Annotated in this window: 18 protein-coding genes; 8 read left to right on the top strand and 10 right to left on the bottom strand. The window is 54.7% G+C overall.

Going from position 1 to position 23,666, the window contains the following annotated elements; translation table 11 throughout:
* Nucleotides 1-29 precede the first annotated feature (29 nt).
* From QVF11_RS13850 to msrA, 4 genes are all read right to left on the bottom strand, one after another.
* Nucleotides 30-2,039 (bottom strand): beta-galactosidase, encoded by a 2,010-nt coding sequence (locus QVF11_RS13850; RefSeq protein WP_287857528.1) that lies wholly within the window; start codon nucleotides 2,037-2,039, stop codon nucleotides 30-32.
* Nucleotides 2,040-2,057: 18 nt separating this feature from the next.
* On the bottom strand, nucleotides 2,058-3,290 hold the full coding sequence (locus QVF11_RS13845) for an oligosaccharide MFS transporter (RefSeq protein WP_112216735.1): 1,233 nt from the start codon (nucleotides 3,288-3,290) through the stop codon (nucleotides 2,058-2,060).
* A 198-nt stretch (nucleotides 3,291-3,488) separates the two neighbouring features.
* On the bottom strand, nucleotides 3,489-4,832 hold the full coding sequence (gene paeA, locus QVF11_RS13840) for a polyamine export protein PaeA (protein ID WP_287857526.1): 1,344 nt from the start codon (nucleotides 4,830-4,832) through the stop codon (nucleotides 3,489-3,491).
* 179 nt (nucleotides 4,833-5,011) lie between these two features.
* Complete coding sequence (gene msrA, locus QVF11_RS13835) at nucleotides 5,012-5,650, bottom strand: peptide-methionine (S)-S-oxide reductase MsrA (RefSeq protein WP_287857525.1); 639 nt, start codon at nucleotides 5,648-5,650, stop codon at nucleotides 5,012-5,014.
* 218 nt (nucleotides 5,651-5,868) lie between these two features.
* On the opposite strand from msrA, the gene tamA reads away from it, so the two are divergent.
* From tamA to QVF11_RS13820, 3 genes are read left to right on the top strand one after another with little or no spacing between them, the layout of a single operon-like run.
* Nucleotides 5,869-7,602: an autotransporter assembly complex protein TamA gene (gene tamA, locus QVF11_RS13830; protein ID WP_112216733.1), complete on the top strand. Its 1,734-nt coding sequence runs from the start codon at nucleotides 5,869-5,871 to the stop codon at nucleotides 7,600-7,602.
* On the top strand, nucleotides 7,599-11,375 hold the full coding sequence (gene tamB / locus QVF11_RS13825) for an autotransporter assembly complex protein TamB (protein WP_287857523.1): 3,777 nt from the start codon (nucleotides 7,599-7,601) through the stop codon (nucleotides 11,373-11,375). The genes tamA and tamB overlap by 4 nt, the downstream gene beginning before the upstream one ends.
* 2 nt (nucleotides 11,376-11,377) lie before the next feature.
* Complete coding sequence (locus QVF11_RS13820) at nucleotides 11,378-11,722, top strand: gamma-glutamylcyclotransferase family protein (RefSeq protein ID WP_004098039.1); 345 nt, start codon at nucleotides 11,378-11,380, stop codon at nucleotides 11,720-11,722.
* 192 nt (nucleotides 11,723-11,914) lie between these two features.
* Here the strand turns inward: QVF11_RS13820 and QVF11_RS13815 are convergent, their stop codons facing one another.
* From QVF11_RS13815 to ppa, 3 genes are all read right to left on the bottom strand, one after another.
* Nucleotides 11,915-13,204, bottom strand: coding sequence for a hypothetical protein (locus tag QVF11_RS13815; protein WP_287857522.1), 1,290 nt, complete (start codon nucleotides 13,202-13,204; stop codon nucleotides 11,915-11,917).
* Nucleotides 13,204-14,394, bottom strand: a complete 1,191-nt coding sequence (locus tag QVF11_RS13810; protein ID WP_287857520.1) for a hypothetical protein — start codon at nucleotides 14,392-14,394, stop codon at nucleotides 13,204-13,206. Before QVF11_RS13810 ends, QVF11_RS13815 begins: the two co-directional genes overlap by 1 nt.
* A gap of 75 nt (nucleotides 14,395-14,469) precedes the next feature.
* A complete protein-coding gene (ppa, locus tag QVF11_RS13805; RefSeq protein WP_005134479.1) occupies nucleotides 14,470-14,997 on the bottom strand; it encodes an inorganic diphosphatase in 528 nt (175 codons plus the stop codon).
* Between the two features lie 403 nt (nucleotides 14,998-15,400).
* Here ppa and ytfQ point away from each other — a divergent pair, with 403 nt between their 5' ends.
* The 4 genes from ytfQ (at nucleotide 15,401) to yjfF (ending at nucleotide 20,049) form a co-directional block, all read left to right on the top strand.
* Nucleotides 15,401-16,357 carry a galactofuranose ABC transporter, galactofuranose-binding protein YtfQ gene (gene ytfQ / locus QVF11_RS13800; protein WP_287857517.1) on the top strand — a complete coding sequence of 319 codons (957 nt, stop codon included), beginning with the start codon at nucleotides 15,401-15,403 and terminating at the stop codon, nucleotides 16,355-16,357.
* Nucleotides 16,358-16,501: 144 nt separating this feature from the next.
* Complete coding sequence (gene ytfR, locus QVF11_RS13795) at nucleotides 16,502-18,004, top strand: galactofuranose ABC transporter, ATP-binding protein YtfR (protein ID WP_287857515.1); 1,503 nt, start codon at nucleotides 16,502-16,504, stop codon at nucleotides 18,002-18,004.
* Between the two features lie 10 nt (nucleotides 18,005-18,014).
* Nucleotides 18,015-19,040 (top strand): galactofuranose ABC transporter, ATP-binding protein YtfT, encoded by a 1,026-nt coding sequence (ytfT, locus tag QVF11_RS13790; protein WP_139540984.1) that lies wholly within the window; start codon nucleotides 18,015-18,017, stop codon nucleotides 19,038-19,040.
* Nucleotides 19,027-20,049, top strand: a complete 1,023-nt coding sequence (gene yjfF, locus QVF11_RS13785) for a galactofuranose ABC transporter, permease protein YjfF (protein WP_112216724.1) — start codon at nucleotides 19,027-19,029, stop codon at nucleotides 20,047-20,049. The genes ytfT and yjfF overlap by 14 nt, the downstream gene beginning before the upstream one ends.
* Nucleotides 20,050-20,094: 45 nt before the next feature.
* On the opposite strand, the gene QVF11_RS13780 is transcribed toward yjfF, so the two are convergent.
* From QVF11_RS13780 to QVF11_RS13770, 3 genes are all read right to left on the bottom strand, one after another.
* Complete coding sequence (locus tag QVF11_RS13780; protein ID WP_182235806.1) at nucleotides 20,095-21,099, bottom strand: SphA family protein; 1,005 nt, start codon at nucleotides 21,097-21,099, stop codon at nucleotides 20,095-20,097.
* Between the two features lie 155 nt (nucleotides 21,100-21,254).
* Nucleotides 21,255-21,746, bottom strand: coding sequence for a flavin reductase family protein (locus tag QVF11_RS13775; protein WP_287857510.1), 492 nt, complete (start codon nucleotides 21,744-21,746; stop codon nucleotides 21,255-21,257).
* Entirely contained in the window at nucleotides 21,743-22,891 is a 1,149-nt protein-coding gene (locus tag QVF11_RS13770) for an LLM class flavin-dependent oxidoreductase (RefSeq protein ID WP_110274410.1), read from the bottom strand. Before QVF11_RS13770 ends, QVF11_RS13775 begins: the two co-directional genes overlap by 4 nt.
* A gap of 186 nt (nucleotides 22,892-23,077) precedes the next feature.
* On the opposite strand from QVF11_RS13770, the gene QVF11_RS13765 reads away from it, so the two are divergent.
* Nucleotides 23,078-23,545 carry a MarR family winged helix-turn-helix transcriptional regulator gene (locus QVF11_RS13765; protein ID WP_287857508.1) on the top strand — a complete coding sequence of 156 codons (468 nt, stop codon included), beginning with the start codon at nucleotides 23,078-23,080 and terminating at the stop codon, nucleotides 23,543-23,545.
* Nucleotides 23,546-23,666 lie beyond the last annotated feature (121 nt).

Here is a 23,666-nt window from a genome sequence, read left to right as displayed (position 1 = left end):
GTTTCTCCCACCTCAGCGCTGCTGCTTAATTAGCTTTCGATGATACTAAATTCCCATGCCTTGAGACGCAACGGCTGACCGCGGCTGACTTCATCCCCGCTCAACAGCGCTTTGCCCGATGTTTCGCTAATAAAATCCAAAGGTTCACCGGAGTAGTTGAACAGGAAGTGAATGCCGCGACCATCGCGGTTGCGCATCTTTTTGGTAACCAGCGGATAGCGATATGCTGAGGTGCGCGAGTGCAGATCCAGATCAGAGGTCAGGGCATCAAACAGCTGGCTAATCAATGTCTTCTGTGGCAGGAAGCCCACGTAAATCGCCCGCCCCTGACCGTAATCCGCGTCGGTGGCGGCAGCATATTCGCCCCACGCCGGATGCTGATAACGTAATAACGTGCGGGTGCCGGAATCCGGCATCAGCAGCTCCATCCATAGCTCGGCCTGATTATCCTTGCTGCAATCAATGGCTGCGTTGCATGAGGCCACCGTGGTCTCCTCCGGCAGGGTGAACTGACTGTAGCTCACACCGCAGGCCCGGTGCAAAATCCCCGGCTGCGTGCTGCTGCGCACCTTCACATTTTCATCGCTAAAGCCTGATTTAAAGCCGATAAGCGCTCTGCCGCCCTGCTCAATATAGCGGTTGATTCGCTCCAGCAGGCCATCGTCGGCGGCGTATAACCCGGGGATAACCAGCGTGCGATAGCGCGAGGTCTCTTCGTTGATGTCGTGGATGATATCGACGCTGATATTGTGGTCGTACAGCGCATCATGGAAACGGCGGAAAATATCGTTGTAAATATTGCCCTGTGCGTCGCCGGGGCGGAACTGGTTAAGCGCATCCATCGCTTCATTGCTCACCAGCAGCGCGACGTCATTTTCCGCCTTTAGCTCCGCAAGCTGCGGTGACAGTCGGGCAAAATCAGCGCCGATGGTGGTGGCTTCCTGCCAGGTCGCATTGCGTGAGAAGTCATGGCTTAGCAGTCCCTTCCAGTAGGTCTCGAATGAGTTATGAATTGAATGCCAGTGCCAGTAGGAGACCATCGCCGCACCGGATGCCACGTGGCTAAAGGCTTGCAGACGTAACTGGCCGGGAAAAGGCGTCCACTGGGCGAAGCCCTGCGCCTGTGTTTCCAGAACGAAGTAGTTCTGGCCCTGCTTTAGCGAACGGGTGATGGCGCCGCCGAAGGCGATTTCCCGACCGGTCAGGTGCTTTTGGCTCGGGTGATAGATGTCGACACCGGCAACATCCAGCGCCTGTGCAGCCGCGAAGTGATCGACTCGCGGCTGTACGCCGTAGGAGTAACCGCGCCATTCGAAATCGAAATTGTGGGTGACGAATTGATGCGGCAGCGCGTATTCGCGCACGATCTCCGCCTGCCAGGCCAGATATTCCGTCACCTGCTGGCGCTGGTAGCGGGAGAATGCGCAGGCGAGGCTGGCGTTAATGGTATTTTCGACCGGCGGAAAATCCTGCCAGCTATCGATGCGGTTGCTCCAGTAATCCAGACCAAAGTCTTTATTCAACTGCGCCAGATCGGAATATTGCTCTTGCAGGCTGTGCACAAAGCCCTCCTGCATATAGCGACCAATATTATCGTAATGCTTGGTTTCGTTATCCAACTGCCAGCCAATAATCGCCGGATGGTGCTGCACATGCGCCATCAGAGTACGGATAATCTTTTCGGCATAGCGGCGAAAGGTCGGGTTAACGATATCCATGATCTGTCGTGGGCCATATTTCTGCTGCCCGTCCACAGTGGTGACCAGAATGTCCGGATGTTTGGCCACCAGCCAGGCCGGGACGGCGTAGGTTGGCGTGCCGATAATCACCGCAATTCCAGCTGTATGCATTGCGTCCAGTACCCGATCGATATGGTAGAAGTTATACTCACCTTCCTGCGGCTCAAGGGTGCTCCATGTGGACTCGGCAATGCGTACCACGTTAATTCCCGTTTCTTGCATTAAGGCGATATCTTTCGCCAGCCGATCTTCAGGCATATATTCATCGTAATAAGCAACACCATAATATAAAGCAGACATAAAATTTACCTCCTTAAATTAATGCGCGGGGACCGGCTGTGGAACAAAAGTTCGGGCTTTGTCGAGAGTAATAAATGAAATCAGTGTAAAGCACAGCGCAATACCGCCGAGAACGATGTAGCTGCTGGTAAAGCCCATGCTCTGGTACATATGACCGATGCCGGTAGAAAGGAAAATAGAACTAAAGCTTTTAGAAAACTGGAAGCCGATTAAATAAACGGTAGCGGAAAGCAGCGGGTTGAAATTGGCAAAAATATATTTTAATGCCGCAACGAGCAGGACCGAGCTTTCGAAACCGTGGAGCAGTTTAATCAAGCTGATGGAGACCGGGCCGACAGCCCAGGCGGAACCGATAATACGCAGGCTCATAATCATGCCGCAGTACAACAGGGCGTTTTTCGGTCCGATTTTATTGACGAACCACGGGGCGAAAAACATCACGATGGCATCAAGGAAAATCTGACCGGTGGTTAAATAGCCGAAGACCTCCGCGCCGCGTGCTTTGCTCTCAAAGAAGTGGCTGTAATAGATAGCGAACTGTTGGTCGTAGGTTTCATACACTGCACCGACGCCAATCATATAGATGGCAAAGAACCAAAATTTCTTCATTTTAAGCAGCGATGTGGCATCGCTTAAGGTAACCGGTGAGGTTTTTCCGGCTTGCGTCAAGCCTTGTTTATCCGTGCTAACCTGCATTTTCCAGACAATCACCAGCAGGCAAACACCCGCACAGCTGGCCAGCCAGAAAATCATATTCTGGTCGATACCGTAGAGCTTGCCTGCCGCAAAGGTGCCGATAGCCGCACCAATGCCGCCAAACATACGGGCGCGGCCGAACTCAAACCCGGAAGCGCGGCTGACCTTATCAATGTAGGCTTCGCAAATACCGCAGCCTGCACCGTAGGCCATACCAATATAGATGCCGCCGGCCAGCGCCCCGAGAAAAACGTTGATTTTTAATAATGGTGCGAAGACATAAATCCAGTAGGGGGCAAATAAGGTAATAATTATTGCCAGCATCCACATCAGATTCTTACGGTAAACTAATTTGTCGGAGATAAAACCGAATAACGGCTGAACGCAAACGGCGATAATCGCGGTGAAAGAATAAACCAGACCAACATCGGTATAGTTAACTCCAATAGTTTCCGTTAGCCACAGTGATAAATAGGGATAGCAACATCCCCAGCCAATAAAGAAGAACAGGAAGAACAGACAGCTTATATAGTAATTTTTATTTGATTCTATCATGGTAACCCTCGCTTCCTTTATGCAGGAATATGATCGTGTAGACGCGAGCAAAGTTACCTTTTTGCGTAAAGGGGAGTCATGAATGTTTCGCTATGGAGCAGTAAAAATCTGCTATCGCCCGTGAGGCGTGAGCCGCTTCACATTCGGGCAATAAAAAAGGCGGATTTTTAATCCGCCTTTTGTGATCGGGAAAATGACTTACGCCGACTCTTTTTCGCTATCTGCGGCATCCGGCAGTTTGGGTGCCAGCACCGTTGGTTTATTGTCGATGCGGGTCACCAGCAGCTGGTCGATGCGATAGTTGTCGATATCCACCACTTCGAACTTGTAGCCGGAGAATTTCACTGCATCGGTACGTTTCGGGATCTTACGCAGCATAAACATCATAAAGCCGCCAATGGTCTCGTAATTGCCGGACTGCGGGAAATCATCGATATCCAGCACCCGCATCACGTCGTCAATCGGCGTACCGCCGTCAATTAGCCAGGAGTTTTCATCACGCGCGACGATCTGCTCTTCCAGTCCCTGGCCGACGAGGTCGCCCATCAGGGTGGTCATCACGTCGTTAAGGGTGATAATCCCGACTACCAGCGCATATTCGTTCATGATAACCGCAAAGTCTTCACCGGCGGTTTTGAAGCTTTCCAGCGCTTCAGACAGCGTCAGGGTATCCGGGACAATCAGCGTATTGCGGATCTGCACTCCACCGGTCAGTACCAGGCTCTGGTTCGCCAGCACGCGGTTCAGCAGGTCTTTAGAGTCAACGTAACCGATGATGTGGTCGATATCTTCATTACAGACCAGGAATTTGGAGTGCGGATGTTCCGCCACCTTATTCTTCAGGCTCTGTTCATCTTCATGCAGATCGAACCAGATGACGTTTTCACGTGAGGTCATGGATGAAGGCACGGTGCGTGATTCCAGCTCGAACACGTTCTCTATCAGCTCATGTTCCTGCTTACGCAACACCCCGGCCAGCGCCCCGGCTTCAAACACTGCGTAGACATCATCAGAGGTAATGTCATCTTTACGCACCATTGGAATTTTGAAGATGCGGAAGATGCTATTGGCCATGCCGTTAAACAACCACACCAGCGGGCGGAAGATAAACAGGCAGAAGCGCATCGGGTTGATGATGCGCAAAGCGACGGCTTCGGGCGCAATCATACCGATGCGTTTCGGAGTCAGGTCAGCAAACAGGATGAACAGGCTGGTGACCAGGGTGAAGGAGATGATAAAGCTTAACTGCTCGGAGAGCTCCGGTGATAAATAGCGGCTCAGCAAGCCGTGAAAAGCCGGTGAAAATGCAGCGTCGCCGACGATACCGCCGAGAATCGCCACCGCGTTAAGGCCGATTTGCACCACGGTGAAGAACATACCGGGGTTTTCCTGCATTTTGAGCACGCGTTGAGCGTTGACGTTGCCATCATCGGCCAACAGTTTGAGTTTGATTTTACGTGACGCGGCCAGCGAAATTTCCGATATCGAAAAGAACGCACTGACGGCTATCAGACAAAGTATTACTAAAATACTGTTTAACATATCTTATCTGACCGTTGAGATCAGATCCTCGGAAGGGAAGTGGATAACGCTAAGTGGAATTCACAAAAAACCGGTCCGAAGGCTCTGGACCGGCGATAACACGGGGTAGTATAGCGTAAGGTACTGTAAAGCCGCCAGAGCGTTAATTATTCAACCCGGCGGCTTGCCGAACGGTGAAATCAGGCCTGCGGCGGCAAACAAACGCCAATCCCGCCGATACCGCAGTATCCATACGGGTTCTTATGCAGATACTGCTGGTGGTCATCTTCTGCATAATAGAACGGTTTCGCTGTGGCGATTTCGGTGGTGATCGCACGGGTGTCGTTCGCTTCATTCATTGCCGCCTGAAAACGCGCCAGGCTGGCCTTCGCCGCTTCACTCTGCTCTGGCGTCAGCGGATAAATCGCGGAGCGATATTGCGTACCGTGGTCGTTACCCTGCTGCATCCCCTGTGCCGGGTCGTGATTTTCCCAGAATACCTGTAGCAGCTGATCATAGCTGATGACCTGCGGATCGTAGACCACGCGCACGGCTTCGGCATGGCCAGTCTCGCCGCTGCACACTTCTCGATAGGTCGGGTTTGGCGTATAGCCGCCAGTGTATCCAGCAGCGGTGCTGTAAACTCCAGGCAACTGCCAGAACAGGCGTTCGACGCCCCAGAAACAACCCATGGCAAATAGCGCGACTTCCATTCCTGCAGGTACGTTAGTCATCGAGTGGCCATTAACGGCGTGGAGTGTGGCTACCGGCATTGGCGTATTGCGCCCCGGCAGCGCATCCGCTTGGGCGACAAGATGCGTTTTATCAAATAGACTCACGGTTGGCCTCTCAAAACAGAAAATGTGGTTAATGTGGTTAAGGTTGTAACGAAGCGTGTCTTTTAACACAATAGACACGCTCATTACGTCTAGATTTAACCATAAGAATAATTTGGGCTATCGTCACTTTTTCAACCCTTAGTTGTTAGGGTTTTGTTAAGCCGTGGAGCGGCACTTTCGTTTCCTTCGGGGGGAAACAAGGATATTCAGGAGAAAACGTGCTACAAATCCGCCAGTTATGTATCACCAGCCTTTTGCTGGTCAGCGGGGTCGCCAGCGCAGCGAGCGTGCGTTTGCAGGTTGAGGGGTTATCCGGGGAACTGGAAAAAAACGTCCGCGCCCAACTTTCCACGATCCAGAGCGATGAAGTGACGCCGGACCGTCGCTTCCGTGCGCGCGTCGATGACGCCATCCGCGAAGGCCTGAAAGCGCTCGGCTACTACGAACCAACGATCGATTTTGATTTACGTCCACCGCCGGCGAAGGGCCGTCAGGTGCTGATTGCCAAAGTGACGCCCGGCGAGCCGGTGCGTATAGGCGGTACTGAAGTGATTTTGCGCGGCGGGGCCCGAACCGATAGCGATTATCTGGATCTGCTCAAAACGCGCCCGGCTATCGGCACCGTGTTGAATCACAGCGACTATGATGGCTTCAAAAGCTCCCTGACCCGCGTTGCGCTGCGTAAAGGCTATTTTGATAGCGAGTTTAATAAAAGCCAGCTCGGCGTCTCTCTCGACAGACATCAGGCCTTCTGGGATATCGACTACAACAGCGGCGAGCGCTACCGCTTTGGTCCGGTTACTTTTGAAGGCTCGCAAATTCGCGACGAGTATCTGCAAAACCTGGTGCCGTTTAAGCAGGGCGACTACTACACCTCGCAGGATTTAGCCGAACTCAACCGCCGCCTGGCGGCGACCGGCTGGTTTAGCTCGGTGGTGGTCGCGCCGCAGTTTGAAAAATCCCGTCAGACCAAAGTTCTGCCCCTACAGGGTGTGGTCTCCCCGCGTAAAGAGAATACCGTTGAAACCGGTGTCGGCTATTCCACCGACGTCGGGCCGCGCGTCAAAGGCACGTGGAAAAAACCGTGGATGAACTCCTACGGCCATAGTCTGACCTCCAGCCTCAGTGTTTCTGCTCCTGAACAGCAGCTCGATTTCAGCTATAAAGTCCCGCTGTTAAAAAGCCCGCTTGAGCAGTACTACCTGATGCAGGGCGGCTTCAAGCGTACGGATCTCAACGACACCAAAGCCGATTCCACAACTCTGGCCGTGTCGCGCTACTGGGAGATGTCGAGCGGCTGGCAGCGCGCGCTCAACCTGCGCTGGAGCCTTGACCACTTTACCCAGGCCAGCGTCACCAACACTACCATGCTGATCTACCCCGGCGTGTCGGTGAACCGCACGCGCTCGCGAGGCGGCTTGATGCCGACCTGGGGGGATTCGCAGCGCTACTCGGTGGACTACTCCAACACCATGTGGGGCTCGGACATTAACTTTATCGTGATGCAGGCGCAGGACGTCTGGATCCGTACCCTCTACGATCGCCACCGCTTCGTGGTGCGCGGTAACCTCGGCTGGATTGAAGCCGATAACTTCAGCAAGGTCCCGCCAGACCTGCGTTTCTTCGCCGGTGGCGACCGCAGCATTCGTGGGTATAAATACAAATCTATCTCGCCTAAAGACGATGACGGCAAGCTGATGGGGGCCTCGAAGCTGGCTACCGGCTCGCTGGAATATCAGTACAACGTGACCGGCAAGTGGTGGGGGGCAGTGTTTGTCGATAGCGGCGAAGCGGTGAGCGATATCCGTAAGAGTGATTTCAAAACCGGTGCGGGTCTTGGCGTACGCTGGCAGTCACCGGTCGGGCCGATCAAGCTGGATATCGCCAGGCCGATAGGCGACAAAGAAGAGCACGGTTTACAGTTTTACATCGGTCTGGGGCCTGAATTATGAGTTTATGGAAGAAGATAAGCCTCGGCGTACTGATCTTTTTAGTGTTGCTGCTGGGGACGGTTGGGTTTTTGGTTGGCACCACCACTGGCTTGCATCTGGTGATTAAAGCCGCCGACCGCTGGGTTCCAGGGCTGGATATCGGTAAAACCACCGGCGGCTGGCGTGACCTGACGCTGGAAAACGTGCGCTTTGAGCAGCCGGGCGTGGCGGTCACCGCCGGTCAGTTTCACCTTGGCGTCAAGCTACGCTGCCTGTGGGACAGCAGCCTGTGCGTTAACGATATCTCGCTGCGCGATATCTACGTGGCGATCGATACCAGTAAGATGCCGCCAGCGGCGCCGGTTGAGGAAGAAGATAGCGGTCCGCTAAATCTTTCTACCCCGTATCCGATTACCCTGAGCCGAGTGGCGCTGCATAACGTTAACGTGAAAATCGACGATACCGCCGTTTCGGTACGCGACTTTTCCACCGGTCTGAACTGGCAGGAGAAAAACCTGACCCTGACGCCGACCTCCCTGCAAGGGCTGCTGATCGCGCTGCCGAAGGTGGCGAAGGTGGCTCAGGAGCAGGTGGTCGAGCCGAAAATTGACAACCCGCAGCCGCAAGAAAAGCCGCTCGGCGAGACGATGAAAGACCTCTTCTCGAAGCCGGTGCTGCCGGAAATGGCCGACGTCCATCTGCCGCTGAATCTCAATATCCAGGAGTTCCGCGGTGAACAGCTGCGCCTGACCGGCGATACCGATATGACCATCTACAATCTGCTGCTTAAAGTGAGCAGCATTGATGGGCAGATGAAGCTGGACGCGCTGGACGTGGACTCTGACCAGGGGAAAGTCACCGCTTCCGGTAGCGCTCAGTTGCAGGACAACTGGCCGGTTGATATCACCCTCAACAGTACGCTGAACATCGACCCGCTCAAGGGCGAAAAGGTGCAGCTGAAAGTCGGCGGCGAAGTACGTAAAAAGCTGACGGTCGGCGTAGATTTGGCTGGCCCAGTGGCGATGACTCTACGGGCGGAAGCGCAGCTGGCGGAAGCTGGGCTGCCGCTGGATTTGGAAGTGAAAAGCAAACAGCTCTACTGGCCGTTTACCGGCGAGAAGGAGTTTCAGGCCGACGATGTGCTGCTGAAATTTAACGGCAAGATGACCGACTACGCCCTGGCTTTCAGCACCGCGGTGAAAGGGAAATCCCTGCCTCCGGCGAAGATTAACCTGAACGCGAAGGGCAACGAGCAGCAGGTTAATCTCGATAAGCTGACCGTCGCCGCCCTGGAAGGGAAAACCGAGCTGAAGGCGCTGCTCGACTGGCAACAGGCAATCAGCTGGCGCGGCGAGCTGACCCTTGACGGCATCAATACCGCCAAAGAAGTGCCGGACTGGCCGTCGAAGCTAAACGGTTTGATTAAGACCCAGGGCAGCCTGTACGGCGGCAGCTGGCAGATGTCGGTGCCGGAGCTGAAAATCACCGGTAACGTGAAACAGAATAAGGTCGATGTCAGCGGCTCACTGCAGGGCAACAGCTATATGCAGTGGAAAATTCCCGGCCTGCATCTGGCTCTAGGTCCCAATAGCGCCGACGTGAAAGGCGAGCTGGGGGTCAAAGACCTTAACCTCGATGCCACCATTGATGCACCGCATCTTGACAACGCGCTACCGGGCCTCGGCGGCACGGCGAAGGGGTTGGTAAAAGTTCGTGGTACCGTTGATGCGCCGCAGTTGCTGGCGGATATCACCGCCCGGTCGCTGCGCTGGCAGGAGCTGTCCGTTGCTCAGGTGAACGTGAAGGGCGACGTGAAATCAACCGACCAGATTGGCGGAAACCTCGACGTGCGTGTAGACCGCATCAGCCAGCCGGGCGTCAATATTAGCCTGGTGCAGCTCAATGCCAAGGGCAACGAGAAGCAGCACGACCTGCAGCTGCGGGTGCAGGGCGATCCGGTTTCCGGACAGCTGTCGCTGGCGGGTAGCTTTGATCGTAAAGAGGAGCGCTGGAAAGGGACGTTAAGCAATACCCGCTTCCAGACGCCGGTTGGGCCGGTTGCGCTAACGCGCGACATCGCGCTGGATTACCGTAACCTGGAACAGAAAATCAGCATTGGGCCACACTGCTGGACTAACCCGAACGCCGAGCTGTGCGTGCCGCAGACCATCGACGCCGGGGCCAGCGGACACGCGGTGGTGAATCTCAACCGTTTCGACCTCGCGATGCTGAAGCCGTTTATGCCGGAAGAAACGCAGGCCAGCGGCGTGTTTAGCGGTAACGCCGATGTGAGCTGGGACACCACCAAAGAGGGGCTGCCGCAGGGTAAAGTCACCCTGAACGGGCGCAACGTGAAGGTGACTCAGACGGTGAACGATGCGCCGCTGCCGGTGGCGTTCGATACCCTGAACCTCACGGCCGATCTGCACAATAACCGTGCTCAACTGGGCTGGCTGATTCGCCTGACCAATAACGGTCAACTGGATGGACAGGTGCAAATCACCGATCCGCAGGGCAGGCGTAATCTCGGCGGCAACGTCAATATCAACAACTTCTCGCTAGCGATGATTAACCCAATCTTCTCGCGCGGAGAGAAGGCCGAAGGGAAGCTTAACGCGCGTCTCACTCTTGGCGGCAACCTCCAGAGTCCGCAGCTGTTCGGGCAGATGCAGCTCAACGGCGTCGATGTTGAAGGCAACTTTATGCCGTTTGATATGCGTCCGAGCCAGCTGGCGATGAACTTCACTGGTACGCGCTCGACGTTGCAGGGAACGGTGAATACCAGCCAGGGGCAGATTGCCCTGAGCGGTAACGCCGACTGGACGCAGATTGATAACTGGCGCGCGCAAATTGCGGCGAAAGGCAGCCGGGTGCGGATAACCGTACCGCCGATGGTACGCCTTGATGTGTCGCCGGACGTAGTCTTTACCGCCACGCCGAGCCTGTTTAGCCTTGATGGCAACGTCGATGTTCCGTGGGCGCGTATCGTTGTTAACGAAGTGCCGGAAAGCGCCGTTGGCGTCTCTTCTGATGAGGTGATGCTGGATAAAAATCTGCAACCTATCAAGCAGCAGAGCGCCGGTATCCCTATCAACAGTAACCTGACGATTCATGTTGGCAACAACGTGCGTCTCGACGCCTTTGGCTTGAAAGCGCGTTTGACCGGCGATTTGAAAGTGGCTCAGGATAAACAAGGGCTGGGGCTGAACGGGCAGATTAACATCCCGGAAGGTCGTTTCCATGCCTATGGTCAGGATCTTATCGTGCGTAAAGGCGAGCTGCTGTTCTCCGGTCCACCGGATCAGCCGCTGTTGAATATCGAAGCCATTCGTAACCCGGATGCGACAGAAGACGACGTGATCGCTGGCGTTCGCGTGACCGGATCGGCGGATCAGCCGAAAGCGGAGATTTTCTCTGACCCGGTTATGTCGCAGCAGGAAGCCCTCTCTTACCTGCTACGCGGGCAGGGTTTAAGCAGCGGACAGAGCGATAGTGCAGCGATGACTTCAATGCTTATTGGTATGGGGGTTGCACAAAGTGGTCAGGTTGTGGGTAAAATCGGCGAGACGTTTGGCGTAAGCAATCTGGCGCTGGATACCGAGGGAGTGGGCGACTCCTCCCAGGTGGTGGTCAGCGGCTATGTGCTGCCGGGTCTGCAGGTAAAATATGGGGTAGGGATCTTTGATTCCCTGGCGACGTTGACGTTACGCTATCGCCTGATGCCTAAGCTATATATGGAAGCGGTGTCTGGCGTAGACCAGGCTCTCGATTTGCTCTATCAGTTTGAGTTTTAGCAATGCGAATATTTGTTTACGGCAGTTTACGACGCAAACAAGGCAACAGCCACTGGATGACCAACGCTCAGTGGCTGGGCGATCATAGTGTCAATGATTATCAACTGTATAGCCTGGGCCACTATCCAGGCGCGGTGCCTGGAGACGGCACGGTACATGGTGAGGTCTATCGTATTGACGCATCGACGCTGGCCGAATTGGATGCGCTGCGTACCAAAGGCGGCGAGTATGCTCGTCACCTGATCCAGACGCCCTACGGTAGCGCCTGGATGTATGTCTATCAGCGCCCTGTCGAGGGCTTCACGCTGATAGAAAGCGGCAACTGGTTGGACAAAGACCAGTATTAGGAATGATAACGCCACCTTCGGGTGGCGTTGTTTTATCTGCGGGTTAGCACTGGCTGGTTTTTGTCGCCCGGCTTAGCGTAGCGCGTAGTTCCCCGGAAGCGGCGCTAAAGCGCCTGTCCGGGCTACCGGCCCGCGGACGGCTGAAAACCGATCGGCAGGATCAGCTAAACCCTATCCATATGGTCGGCCGGATTATTCAAATGTACCGATCTGATAGTTCAACGTACGGTAATACTCAGGGAAACGGATAAAACGATCGCCAGCGCCATCAAATACCCCGTTTTTCCCCGGTAGCTTATAGCGTTGCCAATTTTTGCCGCCATCGCGGGAAAGATACAGATGCGTTCTGTCGCCGATATCTTTTTCTATCGCCAGCAGGTTAAGCCCGGCATAAATTTTCCCTAACCGATCGATATGTTCAAGTACCAACTGCGACGTACCGTTTTCCTCTAACCGATACAGGCCAAAGCGTGAAGCGCTTATTCTGCTGATCAGGAAAATCTGCCCCTGCGGCGAACGGGCGATATCGCGGATATTGGTAGCGAGAATTTGCTCCTGCTGTGACGAGACCACGTTATAGAGAAAGCGCCGTTCTCCCCGGCCTTCAGGAAGCGAAACGGTGACGTCGGCCAGTAGCCGCTGGTGGTTATCGATATACCAGCGTAGCTGGCTCAACCTGACAGACTGTTCTGCGCTATTGTCCCACTGGGTAGTGTTGCGCTTTAGCAGTGGACGAATATCGGCAGCGATTTGCCAACTTTGTCCCTGGTCTTCTGAAACGGAAAGCGTGTACTGGTCCGCCAGCCATAGCTTGCCTGCCTCAGCGCTGACCAGCTTCTGGGAATAAAAGCGTGACGGCATATCTGGCTCAGGAAAGCGCCACTGCGTCAGTTGCTGCCAGTTGATGCCGCCGTCCGGGCTATACCAGACGCTCTTGTTGGCGTGAAAAGGCCCATCGGCAATCAGATAGCACTCACCCTGAAGCGTGCAAACAGGGTCGTCGATATCCCCCAGCCATAGCGCGGAAGTCTGGAGCTGGCCCTGGCGGTCGAGATGCATGATGCTGGTCAGAGGAATGTTAAACCTGTCATCCCCGCGGTCGGTAGAAGTAAACCGGTTATACCGGCCTTTAATATCGCGTTCCAACTGCTCTTTTGCCATGAGACGGACATTAAGCAACTGGGGCATAAGGGGCGTTATTCGTTCAAGCGGCGGATTGTAATGATGAATAACACGCCGTTGTTGTTTATCCAGCTCATAGCGTTTGACGGTAAACAGCTCTTCGTGGCTGATAAACAGCGCACCGTTGGTAAAGCTGCTGATAATTGGGTCTTCAACCTCTTTTTCCTCGCCGCTCATCTGGTGCTGGTGCCACGTGATATTGGGCAGAAAGAGGTTAAACGAAAACGTCGCGGACCACAGGAAAGCCGCCAGCGTGACTATCGCGAGAAACAGTAACCGGCGCTTTATCGTGCTGAACATTACATCAGCTCCTGAAGCGTGGTGTTAGCTTCGGTGCGACCGAGGTAGCGCTTAAATGTACGCTGTAACGCTATCCAGTCGCCCACGCGGCTTGAGAGCATACGGGTCGCCAGGCCGCACAGTTCGAGGAGTACGATTACCCCGCCGACGCATAATAACGTTAAGGAAAGCAGGTCAAGCGACTCTGTGGCGAATTTCCAACCGTCCCAGCCGGACGTTCGCATATCATTCAGCTCCAGGCCGAACATAAACAGGAACATGACCAGCGCGATACTATAAAACACCTTATATATCTGCGACATTTGCTGTTCACCGGGATAGAACGGATGAGCTTTCAGATAAGCGCCGCCGTCGTTGCCGTTATACAGCGCCTGAACGTTGCCATTATCCCGCCGGTATATGGCGAGTATCCTATCGCCTTTGGCGAGAAAAGGCGGATGGTAACGGTAAAATAAAGGGTGGAGACCCCATCGGGTGCCGCTGATTTGCCAGGAGAAAGAGCGCGGCGCGTCATCGCACTGGAACAGTACGCCGTGATATTCGCGATGCGTTTTTCCTGCCCCAGTGGACCACTTCTTAAAATAGAGGCTTTTGATTATCCCTTCTTCAATGCTGAAGTGCGGCGGGACAGGATTATCGGCGGCAAAGGGCTGTATATGACTGCTGACGGCGGGGGAGATGGGTTGGCAGAATGAAACGTCTTTGCGTTGTGCCTGGCTCATTCTCGCCATTAGTCCACGCATTCCGGGGTGTATTTTTTGCGCGAAGCGATGCAACAGCGCGCCGATGCCCATCAGCGCAGGAACTAGCGCCAGCGCGGCGATAATCCCAAAAACAATAACCACCCAGGTTGTTGTGTAGAAATACGTTGGATACGCGGCGGCGGCAAACACCAGAGTACCGATAAAAAACATCAGCAGTTTGCTTTTCAGCGACGGCCTGGCCGGTTCGAGCAGAACGTTGCGGTCGCTCAGCCAGTGGATCCAGAAGCTGCCGTCCGGCAGGCGGCGAGCGCCAATATGCAGCGGCTGGTTGAGCTTAAGCTGCTCAAAAAGCGTGGGATCCTGGAAGTAACGCGTATCGGTATAAAAAACGTGGTCGCCAGCGACAAGGCGCAGATAGCTCTGCTTCTCAGAAGCGGCAGGGGTAAATCCGGTAAAATTCAGCGTGAAATAGCGGGTGTTTTTCACAAGGTTCCCTCTTGTGCAAGGCTGCAGCGTTCCGTTGCCGCAAACAGGCAGGGCAGGCGCCCTGCCTGAGAGAGATTACTTCTTAGCGCGCTCGAAGGACGCAACGATTTCAGCTTTAGCTGCTTCAGCGTTGTCCCAACCGTCAACTTTTACCCATTTGCCCGCTTCGAGATCTTTGTAGTGCTCGAAGAAGTGGGTGATCTGCGCTTTCAGCAGGTCTGGCAGGTCGTTCACATCTTTGATGTGATCGTATTCTTTGCTCAGCTTAGTGTGCGGTACCGCAACCAGTTTCGCATCTTCGCCGGATTCGTCGGTCATTTTCAGAACGCCAACCGGACGGCAGCGGATCACAGAACCTGGCTCCAGCGGATACGGAGTCGGGACCAGAACGTCTACCGGGTCACCGTCCAGAGACAGGGTGTGGTTGATGTAACCGTAGTTGCACGGATAGAACATCGCCGTGGACATGAAACGGTCAACGAACAGTGCACCGCTCTCTTTGTCGACTTCGTATTTGATTGGGTCTGCGTTCGCCGGGATCTCGATCACGACGTAGATGTCTTCCGGCAGATCTTTGCCCGCAGGTACGTTGAGTAAGCTCATGTCTGTTTCCTTTAAAATGTATGGCAAACAAGTGCCCGGTATTATAGCCAACTCACATCGAATGTCTTCGCTTCTTTTTCGCCAGAACGGGTGGGCGGTGTCCGAATTTTTCCCTGCAATACAGCCTGAAAATCCATAAACATAGCCGCATCCTGAATAAAATTATGTAACCGTTTTCATCGCATCTGTTTGATATCTCAAAGCGTGCAAAATTTTGTCATAAACGGTAAGGGGTGCGCAGGTCGCGAAGCCTTATCGGCTCTCTACTGCCGCAAGTCATGCGTATTAACATCTAATTAACTTTTTTGAAGTGTGATGTAACGCATTCAGTTACATCTCCGATTGTCTATAGTTTGTCCGCAGGTGAGGTTTTAACCAACAATAACCCTACGAGGATCCTCTTATGTGGAAGCGCTTACTTCTTGTCACAGCAGTTTCCGCAGCTATGTCATCTATGACCATGGCTGCCCCTCTGACCGTAGGTTTTTCGCAGGTCGGCTCTGAATCCGGCTGGCGTGCGGCCGAAACTAACGTCGCAAAAGAGGAAGCCGCGAAGCGCGGTATCACTCTGAAGATTGCCGACGCTCAGCAAAAACAGGAAAACCAGATTAAAGCCGTACGTTCCTTTATCGCGCAGGGCGTTGACGCCATCTTCATCGCCCCGGTAGTAGCTACCGGCTGGGAGCCGGTGCTGAAAGAAGCGAAAGAAGCCAAAATCCCGGTATTCCTGCTCGATCGTTCTATTGATGTCAAAGATAAAGATCTCTACATGACCACCGTCACCGCTAACAACGTGCTGGAAGGTCAACTGATTGGCGAGTGGCTGGTGAAAACCGTTGACGGTAAACCCTGTAACGTCGTTGAACTGCAGGGCACCGTCGGGGCCAGCGTGGCGATTGACCGTAAGAAAGGTTTTGCTGAGGCAATTTCCAAAGCTTCCAATATCAAAATTATCCGCTCTCAGTCCGGTGACTTTACCCGCAGTAAGGGCAAAGAAGTGATGGAGAGCTTTATCAAAGCGGAAAACAACGGCAAGAACATCTGCATGGTTTACGCCCATAACGACGACATGGTGATTGGCGCGATTCAGGCGATTAAAGAGGCCGGGCTGAAGCCGGGCAAAGATATTCTGACCGGTTCTATCGACGGCGTGCCGGATATCTATAAAGCGATGATGGCTGGTGAAGCGAACGCCAGCGTAGAGCTGACGCCAAATATGGCCGGCCCGGCGTTCGATGCGCTGGAGAAATACAAAAAAGACGGCACTCTGCCGGAGAAAGTGACCATTACCAAATCGACGCTCTACTTACCGGATACAGCGAAAGAAGAGTTAGAGAAGAAGAAAAATATGGGCTATTGAGTCGCGAATTACAGGTTCACCGCCGTCTGCGGATTGGGTAGCCCGGACAGGCGCGCAGCACCGCCTCCGGGATTTCCCCGGTCGCTAAAGCACGGCTGAGCTCCCTCTCCCCTCGTTGGGAGAGGGCAAAGGTGAGGGAAGATCATGAACGGCGAATCACATCAGGAAATCCTTCGTACCGAAGGGCTAAGCAAATTTTTCCCCGGCGTGAAAGCGCTGGATGACGTTAATTTCAGCCTGCGCCGGGGCGAAATCATGGCTCTGTTAGGCGAAAACGGCGCGGGTAAATCCACTCTGATTAAAGCGCTCACCGGCGTTTATCACGCCGATCGCGGGGCTATCTGGCTGGAAGGTCAGGCGATTTCACCGAAGAATACCGCCCATGCCCAGCAGTTGGGGATCGGCACCGTTTACCAGGAAGTGAACCTGCTGCCCAATATGTCGGTGGCGGATAATCTGTTTATTGGTCGCGAACCACGCCGTTTTGGTCTGCTGAGGCGCAAAGAGATGGAAAAGCGTGCCACGGCGCTGATGGAATCCTACGGTTTTTCCCTCGACGTGCGCGAGCCCCTCAACCGCTTTTCGGTCGCGATGCAGCAGATAGTTGCTATCTGCCGGGCGATCGACCTGTCAGCAAAAGTGTTAATTCTTGATGAACCTACCGCCAGCCTGGATACCCAGGAGGTGGAGATGCTATTTACTCTGATGCGCCGGCTGCGCGATAGCGGCGTCAGCCTGATTTTTGTCACCCATTTCCTCGACCAGGTTTATGCCGTTAGCGACCGGATCACCGTTTTGCGTAATGGCGGCTTCGTCGGCTGTCGGGAAACCCGCGAGCTGCCGCAAATCGAACTGGTAAAAATGATGCTCGGCCGCGAGCTGGAGCACAACGCCCTGCAGCGCGCGGGCCGCACTCTGTTGAGTGATAAACCGGTCGCTGCCTTCGAAGATTTTGGCAAAAAAGGCACCATCGCCCCGTTTAATCTGCAGGTTCGCCCCGGGGAAATCGTCGGCCTGGCGGGGCTACTAGGCTCAGGACGCACGGAAACCGCTGAGGTCATTTTCGGCATCAAACCCGCCGACAGCGGCAAAGCGTGGATCAAAGGCAAGCCGCAAACCCTGCGCTCGCCGCATCAGGCCTCCTGCCTTGGAATCGGCTTTTGCCCGGAAGATCGTAAAACCGACGGCATCATTGCCGCTGCTTCGGTAAGGGAGAACATCATTCTCGCGCTCCAGGCGCAGCGCGGCTGGCTGCGCCCGATTGGCCGACGCGAACAAAATGAGATTGCCGAGCGCTTTATTCGACAGCTGGGTATTCGTACCCCCAGCGCCGAGCAGCCGATCGAGTTCCTCTCCGGTGGTAATCAGCAGAAGGTGCTGCTCTCCCGCTGGCTGCTGACCAAACCACAGTTCCTGATCCTCGATGAGCCGACTCGCGGTATCGACGTGGGTGCCCATGCGGAGATCATCCGCCTGATTGAAACCTTGTGCGCCGATGGTCTGGCGCTGCTGGTTATCTCTTCGGAGCTGGAAGAATTGGTGGGTTATGCCGACCGGGTGATTATCATGCGCGATCGTCAGCAGGTGGCGGAGCTGGCTCTGAGCGAGCTCTCCGTCCCGGCGATCATGAACGCTATTGCGGCATAAGGAGTAACCGATGATGCCTCGATCTGTTCCGAAAACCGGTCAGCCAAAACGACGCTTTAGCTGGCCAAAAGGGATGCCGCAAATTATTGCGCTGCTGTTGGTGCTGGTTGTTGATAGCCTGGTGGCCCCGCATTTCTACCAGATAGTGTTGCAGGAAGGGCGGCTGTTCGGCAGCCCGATTGATATTTTGAACCGCGCTGCGCCGGTAGCCCTGCTGGCGATCGGCATGACGCTGGTTATCGCTACCGGTGGGATTGACCTGTCTGTGGGCGCGGTGATGGCGATTGCTGGAGCCACGGCGGCGTCGATGACCGTGGCGGGGCACAGTCTGCCGGTTGTGCTGCTGGCATCGCTCGCGGCCGGTGCGCTGGCGGGTCTGTGGAACGGAATTCTGGTGGCAATACTGAAGATCCAGCCGTTTGTCGCCACTTTGATCCTGATGGTGGCCGGACGCGGAGTTGCCCAACTGATCACTTCCGGGCAGATAGTAACCTTTGATTCTCCACATCTGGCCTGGCTCGGCAGCGGATCTCTGCTGCTGTTCCCGACGCCGGTGATCATTGCCATCGTTACGCTGGCGCTATTCTGGTTATTTACCCGCAAGACCGCGCTGGGGATGTTTATTGAAGCGGTGGGCATTAACATCCGTGCGGCGAAAAATGCCGGGGTGAATACCCGCATCGTGGTGATGCTGGCCTACGTATTAAGCGGCGTTTGTGCGGCCATCGCCGGGATTATCGTCGCGGCGGATATTCGCGGTGCCGATGCCAATAACGCCGGATTATGGCTGGAGCTGGACGCTATTCTGGCGGTGGTGATCGGTGGCGGCTCGCTGATGGGCGGGCGCTTTAACCTGCTGCTCTCGGTGGTCGGGGCGCTGATCATCCAGGGGATGAATACCGGGATCCTGCTGTCAGGATTTCCGCCGGAGCTTAATCAGGTAGTCAAAGCGGTGGTGGTGCTGTGCGTACTGATTGTCCAGTCGCCGCGCTTTATCAGCTTACTGAAGGGGATGCGCGGCCATGATAAAACGTAATTTACCGTTAATGATCACTCTGGCGGTGTTTGTGCTGGGCTATCTCTACTGCCTGACCCAATTTCCCGGCTTTGCCTCGACGCGGGTGATTTGCAATATCCTGACCGATAACGCTTTCCTTGGGATCATTGCTGTCGGCATGACCTTTGTGATCCTCTCCGGCGGGATCGATCTGTCGGTGGGATCGGTGATTGCATTTACCGGGGTATTTCTTGCCAAAGCGATCGGTTTTTGGGGGATCTCGCCGCTGGTGGCGTTTCCGCTGGTGCTGGTGATGGGCTGTGCCTTTGGCGCGTTTATGGGGCTGCTGATTGATGCGCTGAAGATCCCTGCTTTTATTATCACTCTCGCTGGAATGTTCTTCCTGCGCGGCGTCAGTTACCTGGTCTCCGAAGAATCTATTCCTATTAATCACCCGGTCTATGACACCCTTTCCAGCCTGGCATGGATGATTCCCGGTGGCGGTCGCCTGAGCGCTATGGGGCTGCTGATGCTGCTGGTGGTGGTGGCCGGGATTTTTATGGCTCACCGCACCCGCTTTGGCAATCAGGTTTACGCCATCGGCGGCAGCGCCACCTCGGCGAACCTGATGGGGATCTCGACGCGTAGCACCACGATCCGCATCTATATGCTCTCCACCGGACTGGCGACGCTGGCGGGAATTGTCTTCTCCATTTATACCCAGGCAGGCTATGCGCTGGCGGGCGTTGGCGTTGAACTGGACGCCATTGCTTCAGTGGTTATTGGTGGCACGTTGTTAAGCGGTGGCGTGGGGACGGTGCTGGGCACGCTATTTGGCGTGGCGATTCAGGGGCTGATTCAGACGTACATCAACTTCGACGGTACCCTGAGTTCATGGTGGACCAAAATCGCCATCGGGATCCTGCTGTTTGTCTTTATTGCGCTTCAGCGCGGCCTGACGGTGCTGTGGGAGAATCGGCAGAGTTCGCCGGTTACACGAGTGAATAACGTGCCAGCCAATCATGCTGGTGCGACCGATAAGTGGTGAAGTGACCGGGCCTGATGAGCAAAACGCCATCAGGCACCGGCTTTTTTAAAACCCATGAATATAAAATAGGTTCACGATCGCGCTGTTTCTGAGCCGGTTTTCTACCGCCGTTTCGGTGTAGAAGTTTAGCGTCAGGGTGTTATTGGCCGAATGATTCCACATCAGCCCGGGGCCAATGCCTAATACCTGCTCGCGGGAGTTTGGTAGGTCATCGCCATTCACTTTATCGTCGGAAATTTGCTTCAGATAATAGCCGTTAATACCCAGATGCCACTTGGGAGCCACTTCATATTCGGCAGCAAAGTTGAGCCAGGCCAACTGACCGGCGCGGGTGCGTTGTACGCTTTCGCCTTTCCAGTCCAGCGGGGCGCTGCTGGCCGGGTTGGTATTATTGAAGTTCACCAGATACTGTAAACGCCAGTTTAACGAGGCGCGCGGGGCAAAGAGCCAGGTGGCGGCCCAGGTTGGCGTAAACGACCACTGGTTCGCCCCCGGATTAATGTCCTGCTTCGCGTCATATTTTCCGGTGGGTACGTTGAAGCCGATTTCAAAACGCTGGGCAAACAGCGGCGTGCCCTGCGCATCCATCACCGGGTTAATTTGCAGATAGGTGCCGATAAAAATATCGCCAAACCCAGCATCATTGGCCTGTAATTTTGCCGGAGCATCGCCGAAATCGGTATGAAAGCCGACGATCGGAATAATCAGGTCTAAACCCAGCGAGGCATTCTCAAACGGGGAGTGTGCAAAGGTATAGAGAAATTGGTGGCTGGTTAGCCAGGTATCCACATTGCTTTTGCCAAAGGCATCTATTTTATTCCCGGCGCTGTCTTTAATCGCATTCGCATGGGTATAGCGATAATAGCCCAGATAGGACAGCTGTCCCGGCGCGGCCGCTGGGAAGCCGTCAAAAAAGCTGGTCAGGCCGAGGTTGATGCCAGCAGGCTCCGCCACCGACGGTGTAGCGGCTTCTGCCGGAGCATGGGCCAGTAAAATGAGCGCAAGAAGCCCCCCGACTCTGCGAGAGAGCCTGGTAAACGATACGGACATGATATTCTACCTTTTAACGACCTACCGTCTTTCCAGTTGCAGGGGGAGACCAAGTCGACACATTGGAATTGACCCGCCTTCCTGCAACTCGAAATCCATTAGGGTATAAAATAATCGTTTCTGGAATACATCGACCAGGCTTATCAGGAACGGAATTAGGCGATACGACGGGTCTGCACTGGCGCACCGTTGCGATAGAGCAGACAATCGCGGTCGTTCCGCTCAACGGCGACGACCGTGGCGGTCACGATGCTGTGGGTGGTGTCATCAATGATCTGATCCACCACGCAGTCGAAGCTCACTGCGGTACCTTCCAGCATTGGCGCGCCCGACTTCAGCGGATACCAGTTTCCCTGGCTGAAGCGCTGCTCGCCATGAAACGCTTTACTGGCGAAACGCATGGCGTGGTCGAGCTGTTCACTGGCCAGCACGTTGATGCCAATCCCCTCGCCAACGTTCAGCTGGCGATGGGCGCTGGCGCTTTTGCCAACGCAGACCAACACGCGCGGTGGATCGACGCTCACCGAGCAGAACGACGAGGCGGTTAAGCCGTTACGCTGCTCGTCGGAATGGACGGTAATCACCGCCACCGGCAGCGTCAGTTGACGCATGCCCAGTTTGAACTCATCAGCGGACAGAGAACTCATGCGGCTTCTCCTGCGGCGGAATCATACGGACGGAACGGCTCACGCAGGCCACGGGCTTCCAGGCGCGGCAGCACTTCGTCGCGGAAATAGGGGAACTCGCTGACATAGTCGGTGAACGACAGCGTGGTGCCGGAGAAACCGGTACGATACAGCTGCTCCAGGCCGTCGGCGACATCGTCCGGCGTCCCGACCAGCGGGAAGCCGCCGTGGCCAGCAGAGAAGCGGTCGCGAATCAGTTTGAGCTGATCTTTCGGGAACGATTCGGCGTTCTCGAACATCAGACGAATAATGTTATCCACCGCTGCCCAGTCGGCGTTCTGCTGGGAATAGTAGTGGTGATACTCCTCGGCTTCCGCGCGGGTTGGGCGGCAGACGACGTAGGAGAAGGTCAGAATATTGAGCGCTTTCTGGCGTGCGGCATCGAGGGCCTTCTGCTTCAACTCGACAATCTCTTTTGCGGAGCGCTCCAGGGTGATGGCGGAGGTGAACAGGAAATCGGCGTTGCGAATGGCGAAATCGCGCCCTTCGCCGGAACCGGCGGCGTTAAAAATCGGGATGTCTTGTTGCAGCGGTAACGGCAGACCGTAGGTGTCTTTCAGCTTGAAGAAATTGCCGTCCCAGTTGAAGGCTTTCTCTTCGCGCCACAGTTTACGGATCACCTCAAACCACTCCTGGCCGTAGGCGTAGCGGCTTTCGTGATCGTAGGCGAGGTCGCCGCCCAGCGCTTCATATTCCGGGCGGTTCCAGCCGCAAACCACGTTCAGCCCCGCGCGACCCTGGCCGATGTGATCCATCGTCGCCAGCTGTTTTGCCACCACCACCGGATGGTTAAAAGAGGTATGAACGGTAGAAAAGACGCTGATATGGCGAGTTGCCGCAAGCAGCGCGGAGGCCCAGGTGACGGTCTCCAGCACGTTGCCGTGGAAGTTGGTTTCGCCACCGTAGCCGATCCAGCGGGCGATCGGCAGCAGAAACTCGATCCCGGCTTCATCGGCGAGCTGCGCCATTTTCAGGTTGTTTTCCCAGGAGTTGTTCCAGCGATCTTCAATTTTGGTGACAGCCATACCGCCGGAGCAGTTCGCTGCAAAGAAACCCAATTTAAACTTATTGTTATTCAGGATCCGGTTTACTTTAGTGTTTGCCATGAGGTGGCTCCTTTCGGAAGTAGGTGATGACTTAACACAACTAAGCAATGGGTATATATTTTATATATGAATATTTTATACTTAAACAATATCGATTGCTTAATAATCACCCACCTGTGAGAGCAATCACATAATAAAATGTGATGATTAGGCTGGGAAGTCATGAGAAACAGAGGTAAATAATTAATGAAAACAAATGCATCCGCTATTTCACCTGAAGGCGGCTCGCGCGATGTCAAACTGTGGCTGCGGCTGTTATCGTGCGTCAACATCATTGAAACTGAACTTCGTCAGCGGATGCGTGAGCAGTTTGGCAGCACGCTGCCGCGCTTTGATATGCTGGCGCAACTAGATCGCTTCCCGGACGGCATCAAGATGGGCGAACTGTCGCGACTGATGCTGGTGACGGGCGGCAACATTACAGGGCTTGCCGATAGTCTGGAAAAAGAGGGCATGGCGGTGCGGGTGTACGATCCCAACGATCGTCGCTCGTGTCGGATCAAACTGACCGCGTCCGGCAAACAGCAGTTTGATCTGATGGCGGCGGCGCACCAGGGCTGGCTGAACGAACTGATGGCCGCTCTGCCGATGAAAGAAAAAGATCAGCTCTATACGCTACTGGGCAATTTTAAGAGCCAGTTCCCAGGAATGTAACGCCAACGGAAGTTTTTTCACTTTCTGGATAACAGCTTCAGGAAATGGATAGAGCGTTTGCCGGGCCTGCTTACAATGTTACTTGTTTGTTAATTTCAATTTCCCAAACAGGTGACCGCGT

Source organism: Klebsiella sp. (assembly GCF_027492335.1).
GTDB classification, from domain to species: Bacteria; Pseudomonadota; Gammaproteobacteria; order Enterobacterales; family Enterobacteriaceae; genus Klebsiella; species Klebsiella huaxiensis.
This window is presented reverse-complemented; position numbering and strand designations above follow the sequence as displayed.